Genomic DNA, 25,038 nt, shown 5'->3' with positions numbered 1-25,038 from the left:
CGACGGCACAGGTCATCTCCCTCAAGTCTTCGGCTCCATCGGCGTTCGCCGTGCACCAACAGGAGGTATCGGGTGGCAACAACAACACTCAACCCGGAGTTCGACCAGGCCGTCAGGAACGTGACGGTCAACGAGAACAAGCGCGAACTCGCGATCGCCGCGCACACCGAGATCCAGGCTCTGCTCAACGCGGACGAGGAGCTGCGGGGGTGGGGCATCAACCCGTACTTGATCGGGTCGTACGGCAGGCTAACGGCCCGCTACCCCGGCAAGGACGTCGACGTCTTCCTGCGTTTCGAGAAGCTGTCGGTCCGTTACGACCCGGCGAAGATCTACGCGGCCGTGGAACGCGTTCTCGTTGCCGCGTACGGCCTGAAGGACCAGGACCCCGACGGCCGGGTAACCCGCCAGGCCCGGTCGTTGAACATCGACTTCCCGGACCCCGACGAGCCGGGCGGCGACACCTCGTTCTCCATCGACGCGGTGCCGGCCGTGCCCTGGCAGGAGCACTGGGGCATCCCCAACCGCGACCGCGATGAGTGGAACAAGGAGGACAAGCGCTGGATCAAGACGAACCCGATCAAGTTCGGCGAGGACACCGAGGCCCTCGCCGTCGCGTCGTGGAGTCCCCAGGTGGGTTCCCGCAACGCCTATCGGCCGGTGGTCCGCCTGCTGCGCCAGGTGCGGCACACCCATCTGGGCAGGCAGCGTCCAGGAGGTCTGTACGTCGAGGTCGCGGCCTACCACGTGTGGAAGGCCAATCTGGTGACCGGTAGCACCTGGGCGGAGCTGCTCACCTCCACCCTCGAACAGATCGCAGGACAGTTCACTGAGTACGAACAGACCGGGTTGCCCGATCCCGTGTTCGGCACCCCGATGAAGCCGGTGCTCGACTACGGCCTGTGGACCGCGGCGGCGAGTTCCTTCACCTGGCTCGCCCAGCAGTGCCGCGAGGCTCTGGACGCGGATCCCTGCCAGGCGGCCAAGATCTGGCGGAGTGTCCTGGGCACCAACGAACGCGGCGAGGTTCTCATCCTGCCGGACGGCTGCGATGCCAACGGCTTCCCGCTGAGCGCGATCTCCCCCGTCACGGCCGTCGGGAACAACCAGCCCCGCGGCTTCGCGAGCGACTCCCGTAATCGAGGCTGACCACCACAGTGGACACGTACGACGAGGCCGCGTTCGACCGCTTCCGTGCCGGACTGGTCAACGCGGGCTTCTCGCCGCTGCACGGCTCCCTGAAGGAGTGGAGCGGCCCGCTTCGCCCGAGCCTTCGACCCCTCACCACGGCCACCCGCATGAAGATCGTGTTCCTCGAGGGCTGGCCCCTGAGATACGCCCACGTCGTTGTGGAAGGGCTGCGGGCGGACCACGCGGTCCGTGGCACGATCTGCTTGTGGGCCGTGGACGATCCCGCCCAGGTCGCCGCACGTGAACTCGAAGCGCTGTGGGCAAGGCTCGACGACTGGGCCGCACGCGCAGTGGATGGGTTCGGCGACCAGGACCGGGCGCTCGACGCCCACTTCCTGTTCACCGGCGAGCGCACGTCCCTCCGTGCCGAACTGCCGCTAGGCGACCTAGTCCGCGGCATGAGTGACGGCTACTTCACCGATCTCACCGCGGTGACACAGGGCTCGAGTTACCTGCTCATCACCCGCTCCAAACCCGCGAAGTCAGGTGACAACAAGCCCCGCCTCCGCGGTGCGCTCTACCTGCGCCACGGTGTCGAGGCCCCGCCACGAAACATCGACGAGTTCCGCTCGTCCCTGCGCCGCCGGCAACGAAACGACTTCGACCGCGGTCGGGCGGAGCGAACGACTCCGGCAAGTTTGGCGGTGCCCAGCGGCGGGCACGACTTCGTAGTGCTCGCCTGGCCCCGTCACGGCGCGCACGACGCGGTAGTGGTGGGTTACGACGACGAAGACGGTTCGTTGCGCACCTTCGCCTTGCCGGCCACGGCCAACGACGTCGACGCGCTCAAGCGTCGCGCCGGCCCCGACGCCGAACTCCTGGCCAGCAAGAAGGTGCTGGTGACCGGCGCGGGTTCCGTCGGTGGGCACGTCGCGGTCGCTCTCGCGTGTGCCGGAGTCGGCAAGATCGTCCTGCACGACAGCGACGACCTCACGTCCGCCAACGTCGTTCGGCACGTGGGCCCGGTCTACCTGGTCGGCTACCCGAAGACCCTTGTCGTGGCGGAAGTGATCAGTTCACACGCCTCGTGGACGAACGTCGAGCGGCAAGGCGACCTCTCACATGCACCAGGCAAGTTGGCCGGCCAGATCACCGGCGCCGACGTCGTCGTCGACTGCACGGGGCGCTTCTCTCTCACCGCGGCGCTCGCCGAGGTCTGCCGACGGACGAACACCGCCCTGGTTACAGGAGCGCTCTTCCACGGGGGCCGCCTCGCGCGCGTCCAGCGGCAGGCGAAGGGCGACACGCTCATCGCCGCGCGCAGGGCGGACCCGGCCTACCTCGACCTGCCACCAGAAGATCCAGCCGAACCTCAGGCGGGCTTCCTCGAACTGGGATGCACCGCGCCCGTTCACAACGCATCCCCGATCGCCGTCCTGCACACCGCCTCGGAGATAGCGCGCTCGGTCGTGGACCTCCTCACCGGACGACGCCACCTGCCCGACGAGCACATCTTCGTGCACGAGCCGCTGCTTCCCCCGTTCGACAACGTCGGCGTGCTCCGCGGACCTCTGCACCAGACGAGCAAGACGTGAGCCGGCGTCCGAGTCTCCTGGTGTCGGAAGCGGCTCGGGACGCCATGATCGCGGCGGCCAAGCGCTCGCATCCTTGGGAGACAGGAGGAATTCTCCTCGGTGTGCTGTCCGAAGGCCGCCCGTGGGTCACGGCCGTGGTGGAGATCCCGAGTGAGATCCGGGGCCCTCACCACTACGAGCTCCCCGGAGGGGCGACTCGCCCGGCCGTACTCAGCGCTCGCGAGGCCGATCACCGGCTGGGGTACCTCGGAGACTGGCACAGCCATCCCGTAGACGTCGGACCGAGCAGTACGGATCTCGACAGCCTCAGGCGCAACTCGTCACCGCATCACGAGGAACTGAACCCGACCCTCGTCGTGGTGCGCTCCACGCGCGTCGGCCACGTATTGGACGCCCGACGGATCATCGCCGGACGTCCCCGGTCGTGCGACATCCAGCCCACGGGCGGCCTGCCCCCTGCCGCACCCCGCCACACCTCTGGAGAAGCCTTGCCCGCCCACCACGTGCCCAGTGCCAGCGGTGCCAGGATCGCTGGCGACGACTACCAGCGGTTGTACGCCTGGCGCAGGTGCATGGAGATGCTGCACGAGTCGATCACCGGCAACAGCGCCAACCCCGCCGTCGCGGTCGGGGTGGAGGAACCGGGCGTGGGCAACGGCGACGACGTCGTGGTCCACCGAACGCAGCCACCGAACTCCTACCACCAGGTCAAGTACGCGGTCGACCACCGGACCGCGGTGGGTTTCGACTACCTCCAGGCCAGCGGAGTTCTCCGGAACATCGTGCAGGCCTACCGTGATCTGACCGCGACCGGCTCGCCGGCCGAGATGCGCCTGGTCACCAACCGCACCATCGACCCCGGCGACAAGCTGATGCAGGACCGGGACGGTCGTGACGGACGGCTTGTGCCCCGTGCGTCCCAGGGCGGCCCGAAGTCCGGCCGGGGCAAGGCGCGGGCAGGCTGGGCGGCCGAGGCGGGCGTGAGCGAGCCGGAACTGATGGACTTCCTGGAGCACTTCCACCTCGACGTCGCCTACGACCTGGACCGCCTCCGCAGCGACGTCAGCCTGCTCATGACGGCCAACGGGCTGCGTTCCGACGCGATCGCGGTGAACCTCGGCGCCGACTGGATCTCGCGGCAGGTCATCGCCGGCAGGCGGCGGCTCGCCCGCGACGACGTCAGGGCCGCGATCACCGACCTCGGCCTGGAGCGTGGATCGCCGTGGACGACCGTCTCGATCTCGACCATCAAGCACGACGCAGTCGCGCACCAGGCCTCGGTCGCCGTCGACTGGGTGGATCGTATGAGCGGTGACACGGACTGGAGCCGCGTCGCACCAGAGCCACCGAACACCTGGGAGGATCTGGCGACGGAGGTGCGTTCTGTTCCCGCTCGGCTGGGTGACGCGAACCGAGTGCTGGTGAGCGGGCACCTGCGGCAGGCCACGGGTTTCCTGATCGGCTCGGAACTGCGGCGCGTGATGGGGTACGAGGTCGGGATCCGCCAAGGCGACCAGCTGTGGACGAGCAGCGACGAACCGGAGAAGTACGACGTGACGGTGGACGAGACGACCGTGGGCGGAGACACCGGCACGGCGATCATCGTCAACGTGGCCACGGACGCCGCCGGGCAGGCTCTCCGGTGGATCACCGATTCGGGTCTGGAGGTCCAGACCGCCGTAACGGTGTCACCGTCCCGTGGCACCGGCCCGTCGTCCGTGCCCACTCCGCGCGCCGCGAACGGTCTCGCCATCGCGGTCAGGGACATCGCCCGGCGGCACTCGTCCACCGGACCGCTGCACCTGTTCCTGATCGGGCCCCTGGGGCTCGCGGTCCTGCTGGGGCACCACTGGAACCGGGTCACGACCACCTACGTCTACGAGCACCTCGCCGGAAGCGAGTACACCCGCGCTTTCGTCGTCAGCGCGTGAGCACCAGCCCAGGAGTGGGCTCCGGCTAGACTTTCCCGCCTGAAGTCGCACGAGGCAGGAGAGACAGATCGACATCGACAAGCTCGTGGACGAGCTCAAATCGCTGCGCAGGGGCCGAGGCCTGGACACCCCGGACCTGGCGAAGCGGGCGGGGCCTGGGTTGCGCGAGGTGTTCGGTCTGCCGGTGACGGCCGACTCGGCCCAGGTCCGGACGACCCTGACCCGGGGTCTCGCGGAACTGGCCGCGCAGCTGCCCACCGACCTTGAGTTCGCCGTGTCCACCGCGCTCGCGCTGTCCGAGGACAAGCGCACCAAGTTCTACAACAGTCGGCTGGCCTTGGTGGCCGAGCACATCGAGCGCGATAAGCGCACAGCTGTCAGGCACATCGACAAGGGCTTGCGCGTCCTGGCGGAACTGGCGGTCGCGGACGCCGCCGGTGCCGCCACGCCGAACGTGCGGCTTCCCGTCGCGCCGTGGCAGACCACGGAGTTGCGCACGTGGGTCGCGCTGGACCGCGAGGCACCCGAGATCTACGAGATGCGCCGCGTCACCACGACGGAGAAAGAACTGCGCGAGCTGCGCCTCGAAGTCTCGGTGCCGGTGACCAGCGGCTGGAAAGCCGGTTCTGCGGTCAACGATCCGGAGATCGTCGTGCTCGGCGGGGGAACGCTGCGCGCACGGCTGCACTACTCGTCGACGAGGGTCGTCTTCGACCTGGAACCGGCCGAACCCCTGACCGACCAGCGGGAGCACGAGTTCTTCATCCGTTACCGGTTCTCGGACGTGAGCAAGATGAGGCCCTTCTACGCCTGCACGCCCAGTTTCCCGTGCAGGTCGTTCGACCTGCACGTCAGGTTCGGACGGAAACAGCCACCGCCCTTGATCTGGAAGGTCGACGGGTTGCGCATGGGCGAAGTGGAGGACGACGCCGCGCCACGGGAGCCGATCGACGCCGACGAGGCGGGTGAAGTGCACGTCCGCTTCCTGGAGCTGACTCCCAACCTGTCGTACGGCGTCGCCTGGGGACAATAGCCCTGTGCGTGCCGGAAATTACGTCCGCACAGTTCAAGCGGCATGCCGATACTAATGAAGGACTCCACCAAGGCGGTCCCGTCGGAGTACCTCGAGGCATTCGATCCGTGTTCCGGTCGACTGGCGTAGTCAGGCCAAGCTCGTCCACGAAACCAGTCGTAGCGACTCGACCTGTTCTCGGTCGGCCAGCAGGAACCGAACCCGTTCCAGCGCACCGTTTCGGTTGTCGACTACGCCGACGGGGGTCGGTCAAGGCGGCGAACAGGCTTCCGGCGATCCGCAGCGACGGGCTTGAGACCAACTCGTCGGGCGACCTCGTGCCGTACGGCCCGGTCGAACCGGTCCGCTCCCAGTCGACGGGTCCGGTCCAGATCGCCACCGTCGCGGTGGCACACCACGGCCAGAGCCGCAAAGCCAGGTGCGGACCGAAACGACTGCTTCGCGGTGTCCAACGCCGCCGGCATGGGCTAGATAGATCCCATAGATCTTGATCCACAAACTTCACTTTCGGGTGAAGCATCTCCAGACCGGCACTGCCAACACCGGACTTCAGAGATGTTGTGTCCATGTCTACGCCTCCTCACCCCGACCGACCGCCAGAACCTGATCGCGAGGCCAAGACCGGCGATGCTTACTCAAAGCAGTCTGCGGAAAAGGATCCGACGACAACGCGTCCAAGCCGTTTCGCTACCTCCCTAGCTCTGGTCACGGTTACGGCGGCACTGGTCGCCGCTGTGGGGACATATACCACCGGGCGGGCTGATGAAGCCAGTTCCGAACTGGTCTCAGAGCAGAACTCGATGACACAAAAAATCCAGCGTCATGACCGCTTCCAAGACGCGGGCGCGAATCTGGCTGACTCGGATATCGCCGTACGCATCAACGGTGTCAAAACCATGAAAGACTTGATGCGCGACTACCCGAGCGAGCAACCAGATATCGTTGGGCAACTATCCGACTTCATCAGAGCCAGGGCCAGCAAACCGCTTTCAGCAGGCCTATACAAGCCGGTAACATGCCCGAACGAGGCGATTCCCGACGATGTAAAGGCTGCACTGAAGGCCATCAAGGAGCGCGACCCTGCGCATGACAGCAATATCATCATCAACTTGTCAAGTACATGCCTGCCAAATGCAGAAATGAAGGACGGCAAGTTTGCCAATACAAATTTCACCAGCTCTTTCCTTGACGGCAGTTCCGTCGAAAGAGCCGTCCTGACAGGCGCCTGCTTCCGCGACACCCGAATGCACGACCTCAAGGCCAGAGAAGCTACACTCTTCGGGACGATCTTCCGAGGAGCTTTTCTCTACAAAGCCAACTTCACGGGCGCGCATCACGACAACACCACCGTCATCCGTGACATCAAGCCCGACCCCAGCATTACCGGCCAGTGGTGGCAGGAGGCTGATGAGAACGTCCGCGAGCAACCTCTCCCTTCCGGTACCCCGACACAGCAAGCGTGCCTAGGACCTTGACGGGACTGCAGTGCAGCACCAATGAGGGGCAAAATCGGTCACTTACCCGCCCCTCCAGAACCTTGACGAAGCCACATCGCAGGCGACCTAAGATCGAGATTAACTCGCGCGATCCAGGCCAAGTACTACGCTCGGCCTGGATCGCGCTTTGAACCAATCAGCCCACCGTCGGAAGCCCTGCGGAATCTAGGCCGGTAGTAAATCCGGTAGCTGAGACGTGCTACACCAGGCGAGACACAGATAAATCAGCGAGAACTGGATCGGCTGTTCACGCAGATCAGGACGGTCGTGGCGAGACCAGGCCAACGGCCTGACACTCGGCAGGACCCGTTCACACCGAAGAGGTCACTGGTTCGATCCCAGTATCGCCCATTTCAGTCGGAAGGCCCCTCATCTGCGCAGATGAGGGGCCTTCCGGTTTTTACCCATGCCAGAAGTTCCCCACAGCGGCCTGTGGGATGCAAATCCGTACTCAAACGGACTCTACGAGGTCAGTCAGTCTCCTTCGGCAGGAACAGACCCGCTGCCGGCGCCCATGCGACTCGATCAGGTGATGCAGCACCTCAACACCGGGCTTAAAGGGGTTGTCAGGGACCTGATCCCGATGTCCCAGCCTCGGTCGCCGGCGCCGGCAGTTCCGTCCCGCCGGGAAGCGGGGCGGGTGGCTCGCAAGGTGGCAGCGCCGCTCCCCCAAGCGGCGCCGCCGACCTCTCCCCCGAACGTGGATCCCCCTTGTCCACGAGGAAGAGCCTGTCAGGGTGAACCTGAAAAGACGCTGAACGATCCTGAACCCGATTTCAGGACGCGATCGCAGCGATGCGGCACGCTGCTTCTATGCGCGTGCTCGTGGTGGAGGATGATCCCCGTCTCGCCGACCTGCTCACCCGCGGACTGACGGCCGAGGGGTTCGCCGTCGACGTGGAGCGCACCGGGACGGACGGGTTGTGGCGGGCGAGGGAGCATCCGTACGACGTGATCGTCCTCGACATCATGCTGCCCGGCCTCAACGGGTACCGGGTGTGCGCGGAGCTGCGCGATGCCGGTGTGTGGACGCCGATTCTCATGCTCACGGCCAAGGACGGCGAGTTCGACGAGGCTGAAGGGCTCGACACCGGGGCGGACGACTACCTGACCAAGCCGTTCTCCTACGTGGTGCTGGTGGCGCGGCTCAGGGCGCTCGGGCGGCGGTCTCGGACGGCGCAGCCCGTGTTGTTGCGGGCCGGTGATCTCGTGCTCGACCCCGTCAGCCGGGAGTGCCGGCGCGGGACCACGCTCATCGACCTGAAGGCCAAGGAGTTCTCCGTGCTGAACTTCCTGCTGCGGCACGCGGGTGAGGTCGTCACCAAGTCGGAGATCATCGACGGGGTGTGGGACTCGGCGCAGGATCCCGATCCCAACCTCGTCGAGGTCTACATCAGCGCGTTGCGGCGCAAGATCGACGCTCCGTTCGACCGGCGCAGCATCACCACCGTGCGGGGTGTCGGCTACCGGTTGGTGGACCGGTGAAGTCGTTGCAGGTCAAGGTGACCGTGCTGGCGACGGTGGTCACCGCGCTGCTCATCGGGTTCGCCGGGGCGCTGATGCTGACCTCGCAGCGCCAGCAGATCGTGGGCGAGGCCGCGGAGAGCTCGCGGGCGCACTACATCTGCTCCAACCTCGAATGCCGGCGGCTCACCGGTTCGGTGCCCGTCAGCATGGCGGGGCAGGGGGTGTGGTTCCAGCACGTGAGCACCGAGGTGTGGCCCGAGCTGTCGCTGTGGCCCGTCACCGAGCCCGAGGGCACGCGCTATCAGGTGGTCGGCGAAGGGCCTCGGCCGACTGACGACGAGGCGCGCGGGATCGCCGATCGGGCGCAGCAGCAGCTGAACAACGAGGTGCTGGGGATCTTCGGCGTGCTGGCGGCGATCACGGGGCTGGTGTCGGTCACGGTGCTGGCGGCGGCGAGCCGGGTGCTGCGGCCGGTGGAGGCCATGCGCGCCGAGGTGGCGGAGATCAACGAGCACAACCTCACCCGGCGCGTGCCCGTGCCGTCCTCCGACAACGAGATCGCGCGGCTCGGTGCCACACTGAACGAGACGCTCGACCGGGTGCACCGCTCCGTCGAGGACACGCGCCGGTTCGTCGGGGACGCCTCGCACGAGCTGCGCAGCCCACTGGCGGCGTTGCGGGCCGAGCTCGAGATCGCCCTGTCGCACCCCGGGATGGCGGACTGGCCCACGGTCGTGAAGGCGGCGCTGGAGGACACCGAACGGCTGCAGGAGCTCACCACGGACCTGTTGCTGCTGGCGAGACTGGACGCCGACGCGCTCGACAAGCAGGACACCGTCGACCTCGCCGCCATCGCCAGGAAGGAGGTCTCCCGCCGGGCGATGGTGACGCTGGAGACCGACGAGCACGTGCTCGTACCGGGACGGCGCGCGCAGCTGTCGCGGTTGCTCGGCAACCTGCTCGACAACGCCGAACGCCACGCCGGCACCGAGGTGGTCGTGCGCCTGCGCGGCGGGGCCGCCGCGACGCTGGAGGTCATCGACGACGGTCCCGGCATCCCGGAGGCGGACCGGGAACGCGTCTTCGACCGGTTCACCCGCCTCGACGAGGCCCGCACCCGTGCCGCCGGCGGCGCCGGGCTCGGGCTCGCCATCGCCCGCCGGATCGCCACCCGCCACCACGGCACGTTGGAGGCGACCGACGCCGAGGGGTTCCACGGGATCCGTTTCGTGGCAACGATTCCGACCGGCATCCCGCAACCGCGCAGGGCCGCCGTCGTCGCGCACCGACGGGTGGGCGACGACGTGTGGCAGTTCCTCAACGGCGCGATCGTCCCGACGCACGGCCTGATCCCCGAACCGCGACCGGCTCCCGCGCCCGCGCTGGACTGGGAACTGATCTTCGGCGAGCACCCGCCGGTGCTCGCCACCGCGATCGGATCCGCGCAGACCCGTCCGCAAAGCTGGTCCACTGTGGACGTAGCGCTGCCTTGGACGGAAAAATCCGCGGCAGCTAGTACGCTGTGACCGGTCAGCTGGATTTTATCGATCAACCTGGCGTGCCCGGTCCACCCAGGCGCGCCGGTCGGCGTCGGGAGTGTTCGCAGTGGCGAAAGCGCCAGCCAGGCCGCGGCCGGGTCCGGTGACGATCGCCGACGTCGCCGCGGCCGCCGGGGTGTCCAAGCAGACCGTGTCCAACGTGATGAACCACCCCGCCAAGGTGCGGCCGGAGACGCGGGACCGGGTGCAGCGGGCCGTCGCGGAGCTCGGGTTCCAGCCGAACCGGGTAGCGCGGGCGCTGCGGTCCAGCTCGGCCGGGATGATCGCGTGCCGCATCGAGCCCGTCTCGTCGCACTCGCTCGCCCATCTGCACGACCGGTTCCTGCACGCGCTGGCCGAGGCGGGGCAGGCTGCGGGGCGGCACCTGATGCTGTTCGCGGTGGACGACGCGGAGAGCGAGGCCGCGACCTGCGTCCGGCTGGTGCGCACGGGGTCGGTCGAGGGAGTGGTGCTCTACAACGTGGTTCCCGACGACCCGCGGCTGCCGGTCCTGCGGGAGGCCGGGGTGCCGTTCGTGTGCTTCGGCCGGTTCTCCGACGCCGCCGACGCGAGCGGGTGGGTGGACGTCGACAACGAGGCGGGGGTCGCGGCCGTCGTGGGGCACCTCGCCGACGCCGGGCACCGCCGCATCGGCTTCCTCGGGTTCCCGGACGGCCACCGGGTCGGGGACGACCGGGCGAGCGGCTGGGTCGCGGCGATGGACCGGCACGGGCTCCTCGCGGGCAGCCACCGCCTCGACGTGCGCGGTGAGGACACCTGGACCAGCGGCGCGCGGATGGCGCGCGGCCTGTTCGACCGGGCCGAGGCGCCGACCGCCCTGGTCGCGGCGTCCGACACCCTGGCCGCGGGTGCGCTGCAGGCCGTCCGCGACCTCGGGCTGACCCCCGGCGCCGACGTGGCACTGGTCGGGTACGACGACACGCCGTCCGCCGAGGTCCTCGACCTCTCCAGCGTCCGCCAGCCGCTCCCCGAGGTCGGCCGCCGCATCGTCGAAGCCCTGTGCTCCCAGGAAGGAGCGGCCGTCCCGGTGGCCTCGCTGCTGCCGCCGGAGCTGGTCGTCCGCGGTTCCTCACGGCGCCGGGCCTGACGTTGGATCGATCCACCGTCGTGTGACGCCGGGTCCCGCTCCCGTCCGCACACGGCAGTTCACACAGCGTTGACATCGCGAGAACGGCTGTGGTTGGGTTCGGTCCACGCCAATTTTAACGATCATATTCGGCGCTGGAAGTCCATGCTGGGGCGCGGTCGGAGGGAAGGCCCACATGAAGACGCACAGCCGAAGGCGGCGCTGGCTCGCCGCGACCGTCACCGCGACCCTCGCCCTGGCCGTCGGTCTCCCCACGTGGGAACCGGACGCGAGAGCCGCCGTCACCCAGCACGACAGCGCGTCGATCGGCTGGGAGGGCGACTACTACGGCGTCCTGACCCACAAGGACGGCAGCTTCGACGTCCACTCCGGCCCGAACACCACGGTCCGGTTCGGGATCCACAACAACCCCGGCCGGGTCCACTGGTTCAACGCCGGCGGATACCTCCCCGCCCTGACGACGCAGTTCGAACGGGACAACAGCACCGTCTCGATCACCAACTTCGGCGACAAGGTGACGATCGGCGGGCGGGATTTCGTCGCGATCTACTCGCGCGTCCGCGTGGTCAACCACGACACCGTCACCCACGTCCTGGATCCCGCGCCGTCCGGCGGAACGCTGGCGCTCACCCGTCCGTCGACCACCGTGCAACCCGGTCAGACCACGGACTTCGACTACGTGATCGCGGCCGACAGGTTCGGGCAGAGCTACGCCTGGCCGTCGGCGAGCGAGCTCGTCGCCGCGGGCGGCTACGACACCCACTACGCGCACATGACGTCCTACTGGGACGGCAAGCTCGCCCAGATCGCGCAGATCCGGGTGCCCGACCCGCAACTGAACAACGCCTACCGCGCCGGCTACATCACCACGAACCTCGTCAAGGACGGCAACCGCCTCAACGTGGGCGAGAACGGCTACGACGCCATCTTCAACCACGACCTCGTCGGCATGCTGGTGCAGCTGCTCGAGGCGGGCGACCTCGCCAGGGCGAAGGACTACCTGCCGACGCTGATCTCCCAGGACGACCCGAACGACATCACCAGGATGTACCCGGACGGCACCTGGAAGTACAACTGGCCGTGGGCGGTCTACCTGCGCAAGACCGGTGACGCCGCGTTCGTCCGGGACAACTTCGCGACGATCAGGCAGACCGCGCACCGGATCGAGTCCGACGCGACCGGGCCCGGCGGCATCATGAAGGCCACCGTGGCGGTGGACCACACCGGGTACTGGACCGTCGACAACCAGTCGGCGCTCCTCGGCCTGCTGACCTACCGGTACATCGCCACCACGCTCGGCGAGACGGCGGAGGCGTCCTGGGCGGGCCGGGTCTACGACACGCTGCTGCGCGCGGTCAACGCGCGGCTGAACACCACTATCTCGGCCAACGGCCTGTCGTACCTGCCGTGCGCCATGGACGTTCCCAACAGCAGTGCGAACGTCTGCGGCCAGACCAACAACGGCAACTGGGCCTCGATGTTCCTCTTCGGGCGCTGGGCGTGGGACGGCCAGCTCTGGGGCAGCGACCCGGCCGGGCCGATGATCGACCTGATCGACGCCACCTACGACAACGGCTTCAGCCGCCTGTCCGGCCTGCCGAAGCACACCTTCGGCGGCTACCCCGGCGTGAGCAGCGCCTACAACGCCGGCTACGGCTCGGCCGGGCTGGCGTCGTCCCGGTACCGCTCCGAGGGGATCTACGGCTACCAGTACCTGGTGCAGAACGCCCAGAGCGCCCCCTTCTCGTGGTGGGAGGGCATCCAGACGGTCGGGACGAGCACCTGGTCGCCAGGCACCCACAGCACCGCGGGCAGCGGGTCCAGCCCGCACATGTGGGGCCAGGCCAACGCCTCCAAGGTGCTGCTGGACTCGCTGGTCGCCGAGAAGCTCGACGGCACGGTGGTCGTCGGCCGCGGCCTGCCGAACCAGTGGCTGCGCGACGGCGCCACCACCAGCGTCGGGAACTACCCGATCGCGGGCAACCGGCGGACAGGCGTGACGATCACCGCGTCCGGCGCGACCGTCACCCTGACCCTGTCCGGCGCCACTCCCGCCGGTGGTGTGCGGTTCGAGGTGCCGGCATTCCTCGGCAACATCGCCGGCGCGAGCGCGGGCACCGTCGACAACGCCAAGGGGGTCGTCGCGCTGTCTCCCGGCACCACCTCGGTCACGGTGACCCTGGCCCGGCCGCCGGTGTTCGCCGAGAAGGGCGGCCTCGACCTGCAGGGCTACTGCACGTCGATCGGCGCGGCGGGCGGAGCCGTCCTCGCGGGCACGACCGCCTACGACTGGCGGTGCGTCACCGGAGCCGGCGCACGGGTGGCCATGGACCTCGACGACGCCTGCCAGCGGCAGAACCCGCACGAGCAGGCGGTCTTCTCCCGGACCGTCGCGGTCGCCGACCCGTACAGCTGGAAGTGCCTCGCGTAGCTCGCGAACGCTCCGGCGGCCGGCTCCCGCGGGCGGGCCGCCGGAGCCGGCCGTCGCTGTGAGAAGAATTCATTTCGACGCGCGGCGACAAAACGACCCGATCCCCACTGCGCGCGCTTTTACGCATTCAATCCGCGGAACCACCCCACTGAGGGAATCAGGCGCTTTCCCGCTGCAGAACCTCTCTCCTGCCTGGTAAGTGAATGAGCGGGAACGATCGCTCGTTCTGCCCCACGACAGGAGTGAATGTGTTTCGCAAATTCCATTCACGGGAGCATTCGCCGAGAACGGTGCGGCTCGCTCTCGCCCTGACTGTGCTGACCGCCGCCGGCGCGAGCACGTTGTGGCAACCCCCTCCCGGGCCGGTCGGCTCGTCGTCCCCCGGCGAGGTGCCGCGCGAGGTGCCGTGGGTGGCGCAGGGCGCGGAGAGCCGGGCCGACCGCGCCGGGGGGACCGCGGTCCAGCCCGCCGCCGCGGTGTCGCCGGTCGCGCTCACCAACCCCGCGCAGCCGAGGACGGCACCCGGACCCGTGGGCGCGCAGGGGATTCCCGGCAACGTGCTCGACGCCTACCGCGCGGCCGCCGACCTCGCCGCGCGGACGACGCCGCGGTGCAAGCTCCCCTGGCACCTGCTGGCGTCCATCGGGCGCATCGAGTCCGGGCACGCGCGTGGCGGGCGCGCCGACGCGGCCGGGACCACCAGCCCGGCGATCCTGGGGCCCGTGCTGGCCGGCGGGCCCGGCGTGGCGGCCATCCGCGACACCGACGGCGGGCGCTGGGACGGCGACGGCACGTGGGACCGCGCGGTGGGGCCCATGCAGTTCATCCCCGGCACGTGGGCGCGGTACGGCACGGACGGCAACGGGGACGGTGTCGCCAGTCCGCACAACGTCTTCGACGCCACCGCGGCCGCGGCCGGCTACCTGTGCTCCGGCGGGATGGACCTGTCCCGTCCAGGGGACCGGCGGGCGGCGGTGTTCCGCTACAACCACTCCGAGTCCTACGTGGACACGGTGCTCGCGTGGAGCGAGGCCTACGCGACGGGGACGCGGGTGATCCCGGCGGCACTGGTGAGCCACGCGGTCGACCAGACGGCCCGGCCGCCCGCTCCCGCCACCGCACCCGCGAAGCCCGCGGTCGTCGCGGCGCCGGACAAGCCCGCGGCCGTCGCGGCACCGGCGGCCCCGGCTCCCACGTCGAAGCCGGAAGCTCCGCCCGCGCCGTCGGCCACCGCTTCCGCCACGTCCTCGGTGGCGCCGACGGCCACGACGAAGCCCGAGCCGCCACGGCGGCCGGCGTGGACCGAGGCGTCCGCCACGCTGCTGAAGGTCTGCCTCAAGATGCTCAGCCGGGGGCACGAGGGCACGCCCGCGCACGCCCGGCGTTGTGCGGCGACCTTCGAGGAGGCGGTGGCCGCCGGGGTCGTCACCGAGGACGAGGTCGAGGCGGCCCGCACCCCCCGCTAGGCCGGAACCGGAACGGGCCCGGAGCACTCGAGGTGCTCCGGGCCCGTTCGCGTCCGCGGGGTCAGCCGATCTTGAGACCCAGCTTGGTGATCACGCCCGCCGTGACGCCCGGCTTGAGGCCGTCGACCAGGTCGACCGGGTTCTGCAGCTGGTGCAGCTCGCCCGTCGGCGGGAACGCCCGCAGCTTGCCGACGAGCCTGGCGACGTCCTTCGTGGACAGCTCGACCGGCTTCGGGCCGACCTCCGGCGAGTTGACGGTGACCTTGAGGCCCAGCACCAGGGTGTGCGTCAGGGTCGGGGGGAGGCCGAGGTTGAGGCGCAGCGTGCTCGCGGCGGCGACGTCGAGCCCGATCGGCCGGATCGTCACGTCGCCCTGGGGAAGCTTCCCGGCGAGGTCGAGGTCGAGCACGCGCAGTCCGACGGTCTTGAGGGGGTCAATGTCGCTCGCCACGACGCGCAGGACGACGTCACCGCTCAGGTCGACCTTCACCGCCTTCGCGCCGACCTTGAGCTCGACACCGGGGGCCGAGAGCTTCAGCGTGACCACGGCGCCCAGCGCGGGCAGGGCCACCGCCTCCGGAGCGGCCTGCGCGGGCGGTGCCGCGAGGCTGAGAAGTGCCGCGAGACAGGTGATGATCGAGATCCGGCTGGTGCGCACTGCGAATCCTCCTCGTTGTCACACTGATGTCTTCGGTGCCACTTGCTGATCCAGGATCGGCGGCGTCCTGGCCGGGAGGAAGTACCGTCCCCCGACGGAGCGGCAACCTCACCCGTCTGATCCGACAGTCCACTTTGCACTGTCCACTGTGGTGTTCCCGGCGCTCGCCGGACGCCCGCCCGCGCACAACGCAGGAGGGCCGCCCCGCAGGATGCGGAACGGCCCTCCGGCGTCACCTAGCCGGTCACTCCTCCCTGCGCCTCGTCATCAGCACCAGGAACGCACCGGCCAGCAGCAGTGCGAGACCACCGGCCAGCGGGCCCCACAACGACGCACCGGTCCACGCCAGCGGCGGGTTCGGCTGCGGCGGTGCCGGCTTCTGCGGGTTCGGCTTCTGCGGCGCGGGACCGGGCGGTGCGGCCTTCGGCGCCAGGCCGGCGTCGAGGGTCAGGTCCACCCGCTTGCCGGCGTTCAGCTTCACCACGCGGGTGCAGCCGGTCGCCGGGTCGGCGTCGGAGTCGACCGCGTTGTCCCCGGCGCCCTGCCTGGTGAGCGGGCGGCCGTTGACGAGGCCGGTCCTCGGGTCCGCGTTGAAGCAGACCTGGTACTCGCCGTCCTCCAGGCCGTCGAACAGGTACTTGCCTGATCCGTCCGTGGTGGTCTGGGCAACGGGCTTTCCGTTGCCGTCCTGGAGGAACACCGGCAGGCCGGGCACGCCGGGTTCGCCGGCGTCCTGGATCCCGTTGCCGTTGTCGTCGGACCAGACGAAGTCACCCAGGCGGTTCGTCGGCTTCACGATGCCGAGGTCCACGTCGAGGTTCGTCCGCTCGCCCACGCCGACGGTCACCGGTCCGCTGCACCCGGTCGCGGGGTCCGCGTCCGAGTCCTTCGCGCGGTCGGCACCCTGGCCCGGCTTGGCCGCCAGGTATCCGGCGAACGCCGCCGGCAGGGCGTTGAGGTCGAAGCACACCGTGTAGGTGCCGTCCGGGATCCCGTCGAAGGAGTACTTCCCGTTCGCGTCGGTCTTGACCGGCTGACCCACCGGGTTGCCCTTGCCGTCGACCAGCTTCACCGTCACGCCCGGCACACCGAGCTCACCGGGGTCCTGGATCCCGTTGCGGTTGACGTCGTTCCAGACGTAGTCACCGATCTTGTTCGGCGGGGCCACGAGACCCGCGTCGACGGTGAGGTTCTCCCGCTTGCCGACACCGACCTGCACCGGGGGTGCGCAGTCGAGGGCCGGGTCGGAGTCCTTCGCCCTGTCGTCGCCCTGCTGGGTCTTGGTGAGGCTGTAGTCCTTCACCGAGTCCGGCAGGTTCTTGACGTCGAAGCACACGGTGTACGTCCCGTCCGGCATGCCCTCGAAGAGGTACTTGCCGTTCCTGTCGGTCGTCGTGGTCTTGCCGTCGCTCAGCTTGACCGTGACGCCCGGCACGCCGGGTTCGCCCTCGTCCTGCAGACCGTTGCCGTTCAGGTCCTTCCAGACGAAGTCACCGATCCGGTTGACCGGCGGCGCGATGCCGAGGTCGACCGAGGTGTCCGTGCGCTTGTCGATGTTCAGCACCACCGGGTTCGCGCACCCGGTCTCGACGTCCGCGTCGGAGTCCTTCGCGTCGTCACCGCCCTTGTTCGGCGCGACGGCCTGGTAGTCCGCGTACTGCGCGGGCAGGTCGTCGATGTCGAAGCACACCGTGTAGGTGCCGTCGGGCAGGCCACCGAACTCGTACTTGCCGTTCGCGTCCGTGGTCGTGGTCGCGCCGGTCTCCTTGAGCGTCACCTTCACGCCCGGAACACCCGGCTCGCCCGCGTCCTGGACACCGTTGCCGTTCACGTCGGCCCACACGAAGTCGCCGAGCTTGTTCGGCGGCGCCACGAGACCGGCGTCGACGTCGAGGTTCTCCCGCTGGCCGACACCCACCTCGACCTCCGCCGCGCAGCCCGTCGCCGGGTCCGCGTCGGAGTTCTTCGCACCGTCACCCGCACCCGCGGTCGTGAGCGTGTAGTCGCGCACACCGTTGGGCAGGTTCGCGACGTCGAAGCAGACGGTGTACGTGCCGTCGGGCATGCCCTCGAACAGGTACTTGCCGTTCTCGTCCGTCGTCGTGGTCTTGCCGTCGCTCAGCTTGACGGTCACGCCTGCCACACCGGGTTCGCCGGCGTCCTGCAGACCGTTCTTGTTCGTGTCGACCCAGACGTAGTCACCGATCCGGTTGACCGGTGCCTTGATGCCGAGGTCGACGCTGAGGTCCTCCGGCTTGTCGATGTTCACCGTCACCGGCTGCGCGCACCCGGTGGCGACGTCGGCGTCGGAGTCCTTGGCGTCGTCGCCGCCCTTGTTCTGGCCGGTCACCTGGTAGTCCGCGTACAGCGCGGGCAGGTTCTCGACGTCGAAGCACACCGTGTACGTGCCGTCCGGCAGGCCGGTGAACTCGTACTTGCCGTTGGCGTCCGTCGTGGTGGTCGCGCCCGTGCTGAGCTCGACCGTCACGCCGGCGACGCCGGGCTCACCCGCGTCCTGGACACCGTTGCCGTTGGTGTCGGCCCAGACGAAGTCGCCGATCCTGTTCGGCGGCCGCAGACCCAGGTCGATCGTCGAGTCCGTCCGCTTGTTCGGTCCCAGCGACGTGGGAGCCGAGCAGCCGTCCTCGCCGGCGTCGGAGTCCTTCGCGGGGTCTCCGACGCCCTGCCTGGTGACCAGGTGGTCCTCGTAGCCCGCCGGGAGGTTCACCACGTCGAAGCACACCGTGTAGGTGCCGTCCGGCAGGTCCGTGAACTCGTACTTGCCGTTCGCGTCCGTCGTGGTGGTGCGGTCGCCGACCTTCACGATGACACCGGGGATGCCGGGCTCGCCCGGATCCTGCACACCGTTGCGGTTGGTGTCGGCCCAGACGAAGTCGCCGAGCGTGTTCGGCGGCGCGACCAGACCGGCGTCGACGTCGAGGTCCTCCCGCTTGCCGAGGCCGACCGCGACCTCCGCCGTGCAGCCCGTGACCGGGTCCGCGTCGGAGTCCTTCGCCTCGTCGCCCGCGTTCGCCGTGGTGAGCGTGTAGTCCCCGTAGGAAGCGGGGAGGTTCGCCACGTCGAAGCAGACCGTGTACGTGCCGTCGGGCATGCCCTCGAAGAGGTACTTGCCGTTCTCGTCGGTCGTCGTGGTCGCGCCGTTGCTCAGCTTGACCGCGACACCCGGGACGCCGGCCTCGCCCGCGTCCTGCAGGCCGTTCTTGTTGCTGTCGGCCCAGACGTAGTCACCGATGCGGTTGACCGGCGGCTCGATGCCGAGGTCGATCGTCAGGTCCTCCGGCCTGTCGATGCCGAGCGTCGTCGACTCCGCGCACCCGGTCGCCGGGTCGGCGTCCGAGTCCTTCGCGTCGTCACCCCGGTTCGGGGCGACGGCGATGAAGTCGGCGTACTGACCGGACAGCGAGGTCAGGTCGAAGCACACCGTGTACGTGCCGTCCGGCAGACCGTTGAACTCGTACTTGCCGTTCGCGTCGGTCGTCGTGGTCGCACCGGTGTCCAGCTTCACCGTCACGCCCGCGACACCCGGCTCACCGGCGTCCTGCAGACCGTTCTTGTTCGAGTCGGCCCACACGAAGTCGCCGAGCCTGTTCGGCGGTCGGAACCCGGCGTCGATCGTCAGGTCCGTCCTCCTGTTCGGCCCCAGCGACGTGGGAGCCGAACACCCGTCCGCACCGGCGTTCGAGTCGGTCGCGGAGTCCCCGGCGCCCTGCCTGGTGAGCAGGTGGCCCTGGTACTGCTGCGGCAGGCTCGCCACGTCGAAGCACACCGTGTAGGTGCCGTCCGGCAGGTCCGTGAACTCGTACTTGCCGTTCGCGTCCGTCGTGGTGGTGCGGTCGCCGACCTTCACCGTCACGCCGGGGATGCCCGGCTCACCGGCGTCCTGGACGCCGTTGCGGTTGGTGTCGGCCCAGACGAAGTCGCCGAGCGTGTTCGGCGGCGCGGCGAGACCCAGGTCGATCGTCAGGTCCTCCCGCGCGCCCGGCCCGACCCCGGTCTCCGGCGCACACCCGGTGGTGGTGTCCGCGTCCGAGTCCTTCGCGTCGTCACCGGCGTTCGCCTTGGTGGCCACGAAGTCCGACGGCAGCGTCGCCAGGTCGAAGCAGACCGTGTACCTGCCGTCGGGCATGCCCTCGAACAGGTACTTGCCGTTGTCGTCGGTCGTGGTCGTCCTGCCGTCGCTCAGCTTCACCGTCACGCCGGGCACCCCGGGCTCACCGGCGTCCTGCAGACCGTTCTTGTCCAGGTCGATCCAGACGAAGTCGCCGATGCGGTTGACCGGGGGCGCGATGCCCAGGTCGATCGTCAGGTCCTCCGGCCGGTCGACGTTCAGCGTCGTCGGCGGCGCGCAGCCCGTGGCCGGGTCCGCGTCCGAGTCCTTCGCGTCGTCGTTGCCCGCGTTGGCGCCCACGGCCTGGAAGTCGGCGTACTGACCCGGCAGGTCCGCCACGTCGAAGCACACCGTGTAGGTGCCGTCCGGCAGACCGGTGAACTCGTACTTGCCGTTCGCGTCCGTCGTCGTGGTCGCACCGTTGCTCAGCTTCACGGTCACACCGGGAACGCCGGGTTCACCGGAGTCCTGCAAACCGTTCTTGTTCGAGTCGACCCACACGAAGTCGCCGAGCCTGTTCGGCGGCCGGAAACCGGCGTCGATCGTCAGGTCCTCCCGGCTGTTCGGACCCAGCGTCGTGGCGGCCGAGCAGCCGTCCGCGCCGATGTCCGAGTCCTTCGTGACGTCACCGGCCGCGGCCTGACGGGTCGGCAGCCAGCCCTGGTACTGCCCTGGCAGCGCCGCCACGTCGAAGCACACCGTGTAGGTGCCGTCCGGCAGGTCGTCGAACAGGTACTTGCCGTTCGCGTCGGTCGTCGTGGTCGCGCCGGTGTTCAGCTTCACCGTCACGCCCGCGATGGCCGGCTCACCGGCGTCCTGGACACCGTTGCGGTTGGTGTCGGCCCAGACGAAGTCGCCGAGCCTGTTCGGCGGCGCCGCGAGACCCATGTCCACGTCGAGGTCCTGGCGCTTGCCCGGCCCGACCGCGACCGGGAACGTGCAGCCCGTGAACGAGTCCGCGTCGGAGTCCTTCGCGTCGTCCCCGGCGTTCGCCTTGGTGGTGCGGTAGTCCGAGGGCAGCGTGGAGAGGTCGAAGCAGACCGTGTACGTGCCGTCGGGCATGCCCTCGAAGAGGTACTTGCCGTTCGCGTCCGTCGTGGTCGTCGCGCCGTTGCTCAGCTTGACGGTCACGCCGGGCACCCCGGGCTCGCCCGCGTCCTGCAGGCCGTTCTTGTTCGTGTCGATCCAGACGAAGTCACCGATCCGGTTCGCCGGTGCGGCGATGCCCAGGTCGATCGTCAGGTCCTCCGGCTTGTCGACGTTCAGCGTCGTCGGCGGCGCGCAGCCCGTGGCCGGGTCCGCGTCGGAGTCCTTGGTGTCGTCACCCTGGTCGGCACCGGTGGCCACGAAGTCCGCGTACTGACCGGACAGCGAGGTCAGGTCGAAGCAGACCGTGTAGGTGCCGTCGGGCAGACCGTTGAACTCGTACTTGCCGTTCGCGTCCGTCGTGGTCGTCGCACCGTTGCTCAGCTTGACGGTCACGCCGGGCACACCGGGCTCGCCCGCGTCCTGCAGGCCGTTCTTGTTCGAGTCGGCCCACACGAAGTCGCCGAGCCTGTTCGGCGGCCGCAGACCCGCGTCGATCGTCAGGTCCTCGCGCTTGGCCGGCCCCAGCGTGGTGGGAGCCGAACAGCCGTCCTGGCCGATGTTCGAGTCCTTCGCGGGGTCGCCACCGGCGGTCTGCCGGGTGGGCAGGTAACCCTGGTACTGCGCGGGCAGGTTCGCCACGTCGAAGCACACCGTGTACGTGCCGTCCGGCAGCTTGTCGAACAGGTACTTGCCGTTCGCGTCCGTCGTGGTGGTCGCCCCGTTGCTCAGGTTCACCGTCACGCCCGCGATGGCCGGCTCACCGGCGTCCTGGACACCGTTGCGGTTGGTGTCGGCCCAGACGTAGTCGCCGATCCTGTTGCTGGGCGGCACCATGCCGGCGTCGAGCGTCAGGTCCTGGCGCTTGCCGGGGCCCACGGTCGTGGTCGCGGTGCAGCCGGACGCGCCGTCCGCGTCGGAGTCCTTCGCGTCGTCGCCGCCCGCGTCCTTCGGGCTGAACGCGTACCCGGCGGGCAGCGTGAAGCAGACCGAGTACGTGCCGTCGTCGAGTCCGCCGAACAGGTACTTGCCGTCCGCGTCGGTCGTCGTGGTCGCGCCGTTGCTCAGCTTGACCGTCACGCCCGGCAGGCCCGGCTCGCCGGGGTCCTGGACGCCGTTGCCGTTGGTGTCGGACCAGACGAAGTCACCGATGGTGTTCGTCGGCTTCGGCACGAGGCCCGCGTCGATCGTGAGGTCCGTGCGCTTGCCGGGGCCGAGCGTGACCGGCCCGGTCACCCCGTCCGCCTGCGCGTTGGAGTCGGTCGCGGTGTTGCCCGTCAGCGGGGTGGTGAACGAGCGGCCGTTCGGCGCGGTGAACCGCACCCGGTACGTCCCGTCGACCAGGCCGGTGAACAGGTACTTGCCCTGCGCGTCGGTCGTCGTGGCGTCCACGGCGCCGTCACCGTCGCCGTCGACCGGGTTGCCGTTGCCGTCGAGCAGCTCGACCTTCACGCCCGGCACGGCGGGCTCGTTCGGGTTCTGCTGGCCGTTGCCGTTGGTGTCGAACCAGACGTAGTCGCCGAGCTGGTTCCGCTCGGGCAGCCGCAGCGACAGGATGTAGTGGTCCGATCCCTCGGCATCGTCGCGCGCGTTCGGCGTGAGCACCGTCTCGGTGTTGAACGAGTTGAGGCCGTTGATGCCGTCCGCGTAGCCGTCGTTGCGGTTCTGGCGGTAGAGCGAGCCGGTCCCGTAGACGTTGGCGGGGAAGCTCGACAGCGGGCTCACGTCGGTGTCCGTGCGGAAGGTGACGCTGGTGAACGTGCCCTTCAGCACCACCGAGCCGCACCCGGCCGTGTCGACCGAAGGCGTCTGCCGGTTCGTGCCGGCGTAGCGGACGGGCTTCTCGTTGCACAGCGCGTACGCGTTGGAGCTCGCCACCGAGAGGAGCTTCGGCTGGACCGCGAAGTTCGTGCGGCCCGGTGACGGGTCGACGAGGGTGACACCGTTGGTGAGCAGCTGCAGGCGCGTGTTGACGAACGACCCGCGTGCCCACTCGGTGGTGTTGATCTTCTCGTATTCCTCGACGAAGCCACCGAGGCCGCTGACGTCCATCACCACGTCGGTGACGGGCTTCGAGAAAGTCAGGGTGAACTGACCGGTCGATCCGCACAGCCCGTCGAAGTTCTGGTGTCCCGCCGTGCCGGGGGCGCCGTTGCAGTTCGACGCGTTGCTCACCAAGCCGAGGCCGGGCAGGGTCGACGCGTTGGCCGGCGAGCCGATGAACATGGCCGGGGACGGGTTCTTCGTGCCGTGGTTGGTGGCGTTGGCGATGTAGTTCGTCCCCGCCACCTGACCGGAGCCCGGGGTGTAGTCGGCCGTGACGTTCACCGCCCCCGTGCTCAACGGGATCACGGTCGTGGCCTTCTTCGTGGCCGTGGCGCGGAAGCTCTCGTTGGTCGCGGCGGTGCCCGAGGAACCAGGATTCACCAGTGTCCAAGCGTTGTTGAACACGTACTCCGGTTCCGCGGCGGACGCGGTGACGGGGGCGGCCAGAGGGACCACCGCCGCCCCGGCGAACACCAGGGCCGACGTCACCACCATCGAGACTCCAGCCCGGAAAGGCTTGCGAGCCATCGTCATCCTTTCTGGAGGGCACGTTCTTTGAACCCTGCGAGGAAGCCCCGCACAACGGGCAACAATGGACATTAGCGATCCGGCGAGATCGTCGCGTTGTCGAAACCATTACCCGAAGGGGTGCATTTCGACTCCGCCCCACATCGATGCGAAGAACATTTCTATTAATTCTTTCACGTTTGTTTGCACAGCTCCGGAGCCGAGCCGGGAACGGCGGAGGCGCACGGGAACGGGGCGTTCGCCTCCGACTTGCGACCAAGCCGGACCGGAGGTATTCCACGACTCCGCGAGAAGCGGAACGACCGGAATGCCACGACCAGGCGACATCGACGAATGCCCTGGTCGCATTCGAAGGACGGTTCCGGCCAGGGGTCGTTCCCCCGGGGCGAGGCCGGCGCCTCGCACGTCACTCGGACGCAGGAACGCCAAGATCCTTGCTCGCGCGGCAGGCTGATCACGTCGGCACGGGGAGGAAGTGGCATGCCGGACCTCACGGTTCCCGTCAGTGCGTTGAGCCAGACCGCGTTGTACGTCGCCTGGGCGAGACATGTGGAGGCCGGGCAACCGCATCCGCTCTTCGCCGACCCGCTGGCCGACCACCTCGTCGCGGAAGTGGCGGACCACCCGGCCCTCTCCGCGTTCATCGCGCAGATGAAGGTCACCTCCAGCGGCTTCCCCGCGTACCACGCGGTGCGCACCCGGTACTTCGACGACCGGATCGGCGAGGCGCTGGACACCGGCGTGCGTCAGGTGGTCGCTCTCGCCGCGGGCGTGGACGGCCGCCCGGCACGCCTGCCCTGCCCGCCCGGCACCCGCTGGTTCGAGCTGGACCTGCCGGAGATGACCGAGTTCAAGACCGCCCTGGTCGAGCGGTCCGGCCTGCCCCCGACGTGCGACCGGGTCGGGGTGGCCGCCGACCTCCTGGCGGACTGGGCGACCCCGTTGCGCGCGGCCGGTTTCCACCAGGACGAGCCGACCGCGTGGCTGGTCGAGGGCGTCCTGATGTACCTGACCCCGGAGGAGGGCGACGCGCTGCTGACCGGGCTCACCGCGCTGTCCGCACCGGGCAGCCACCTGCTCCTCGAACACCTCCAGGTGGCGATGCTCGGTGAGCTGGGCGCGGAGGTGCGCGCCGGGCTGAGCAAGCGGGGTGTGGCCTTCCGGGGTGCGCGGGACGACATCGCCGACTGGCTCGAGACGTTCGGCTGGCGCGCCAGGGCACATGCGGGGACGGATCCGGAGATCGGGCACGGCAGGGCCGTCGGGCCGGTGCCGGGCGCGTGGCTGGCGGCGGGCACGCGCATCAGCGCTGAGTGAGTTCTGGACAGCGCCCGACCGGAGCTGTTTGGATCGATCCACGACGTGTTTACAACGATGTAATCGAGTCCGACCCTG

The 25,038-nt window shown here is 69.1% G+C and carries 13 protein-coding genes; 11 read left to right on the top strand and 2 right to left on the bottom strand.

Going from position 1 to position 25,038, the window contains the following annotated elements; translation table 11 throughout:
- Nucleotides 1–72: 72 nt before the first annotated feature.
- The 10 genes from ACFWV3_RS23760 (at nucleotide 73) to ACFWV3_RS23715 (ending at nucleotide 15,196) form a co-directional block, all read left to right on the top strand.
- Nucleotides 73–1,149, top strand: a complete 1,077-nt coding sequence (locus ACFWV3_RS23760) for a nucleotidyltransferase (RefSeq protein WP_382413761.1) — start codon at nucleotides 73–75, stop codon at nucleotides 1,147–1,149.
- Between the two features lie 8 nt (nucleotides 1,150–1,157).
- A complete protein-coding gene (locus ACFWV3_RS23755; protein ID WP_382413759.1) occupies nucleotides 1,158–2,726 on the top strand; it encodes a HesA/MoeB/ThiF family protein in 1,569 nt (522 codons plus the stop codon).
- Entirely contained in the window at nucleotides 2,723–4,657 is a 1,935-nt protein-coding gene (locus tag ACFWV3_RS23750; protein WP_382413757.1) for an SAVED domain-containing protein, read from the top strand. The genes ACFWV3_RS23755 and ACFWV3_RS23750 overlap by 4 nt, the downstream gene beginning before the upstream one ends.
- Nucleotides 4,658–4,742: 85 nt before the next feature.
- A complete protein-coding gene (locus ACFWV3_RS23745; RefSeq protein ID WP_382413756.1) occupies nucleotides 4,743–5,690 on the top strand; it encodes a hypothetical protein in 948 nt (315 codons plus the stop codon).
- 566 nt (nucleotides 5,691–6,256) lie between these two features.
- A complete protein-coding gene (locus ACFWV3_RS23740) occupies nucleotides 6,257–7,165 on the top strand; it encodes a pentapeptide repeat-containing protein (RefSeq protein ID WP_382413754.1) in 909 nt (302 codons plus the stop codon).
- A gap of 834 nt (nucleotides 7,166–7,999) precedes the next feature.
- Entirely contained in the window at nucleotides 8,000–8,671 is a 672-nt protein-coding gene (locus tag ACFWV3_RS23735) for a response regulator transcription factor (RefSeq protein ID WP_382413753.1), read from the top strand.
- Nucleotides 8,668–10,179, top strand: a complete 1,512-nt coding sequence (locus tag ACFWV3_RS23730) for a sensor histidine kinase (protein ID WP_382413751.1) — start codon at nucleotides 8,668–8,670, stop codon at nucleotides 10,177–10,179. Before ACFWV3_RS23735 ends, ACFWV3_RS23730 begins: the two co-directional genes overlap by 4 nt.
- Nucleotides 10,180–10,258: 79 nt before the next feature.
- Nucleotides 10,259–11,299, top strand: a complete 1,041-nt coding sequence (locus ACFWV3_RS23725; protein WP_382413750.1) for a LacI family DNA-binding transcriptional regulator — start codon at nucleotides 10,259–10,261, stop codon at nucleotides 11,297–11,299.
- A gap of 175 nt (nucleotides 11,300–11,474) precedes the next feature.
- Nucleotides 11,475–13,730 (top strand): hypothetical protein, encoded by a 2,256-nt coding sequence (locus ACFWV3_RS23720; RefSeq protein ID WP_382413749.1) that lies wholly within the window; start codon nucleotides 11,475–11,477, stop codon nucleotides 13,728–13,730.
- A gap of 290 nt (nucleotides 13,731–14,020) precedes the next feature.
- Nucleotides 14,021–15,196, top strand: coding sequence for a lytic transglycosylase domain-containing protein (locus tag ACFWV3_RS23715; protein WP_382413748.1), 1,176 nt, complete (start codon nucleotides 14,021–14,023; stop codon nucleotides 15,194–15,196).
- A gap of 61 nt (nucleotides 15,197–15,257) precedes the next feature.
- Here the strand turns inward: ACFWV3_RS23715 and ACFWV3_RS23710 are convergent, their stop codons facing one another.
- Both ACFWV3_RS23710 and ACFWV3_RS23705 read right to left on the bottom strand, forming a co-directional pair.
- Entirely contained in the window at nucleotides 15,258–15,854 is a 597-nt protein-coding gene (locus ACFWV3_RS23710) for a hypothetical protein (RefSeq protein ID WP_382413747.1), read from the bottom strand.
- A 244-nt stretch (nucleotides 15,855–16,098) separates the two neighbouring features.
- The gene (locus tag ACFWV3_RS23705; protein ID WP_382413746.1) at nucleotides 16,099–23,643 is read right to left on the bottom strand and encodes an SdrD B-like domain-containing protein; all 7,545 of its coding nucleotides are present in this window, start codon (nucleotides 23,641–23,643) and stop codon (nucleotides 16,099–16,101) included.
- 480 nt (nucleotides 23,644–24,123) lie between these two features.
- Here ACFWV3_RS23705 and ACFWV3_RS23700 point away from each other — a divergent pair, with 480 nt between their 5' ends.
- On the top strand, nucleotides 24,124–24,960 hold the full coding sequence (locus ACFWV3_RS23700; RefSeq protein ID WP_382413744.1) for an SAM-dependent methyltransferase: 837 nt from the start codon (nucleotides 24,124–24,126) through the stop codon (nucleotides 24,958–24,960).
- Nucleotides 24,961–25,038 lie beyond the last annotated feature (78 nt).

The sequence above is a fragment of the Lentzea sp. NPDC059081 genome, from assembly GCF_042738015.1.
In the GTDB taxonomy this organism is placed as follows: Bacteria; Actinomycetota; Actinomycetes; order Mycobacteriales; family Pseudonocardiaceae; genus Lentzea.
The sequence above is the reverse complement of the archived record's forward strand: the minus strand, read 5'-3'. Positions and strand labels throughout refer to the sequence as shown.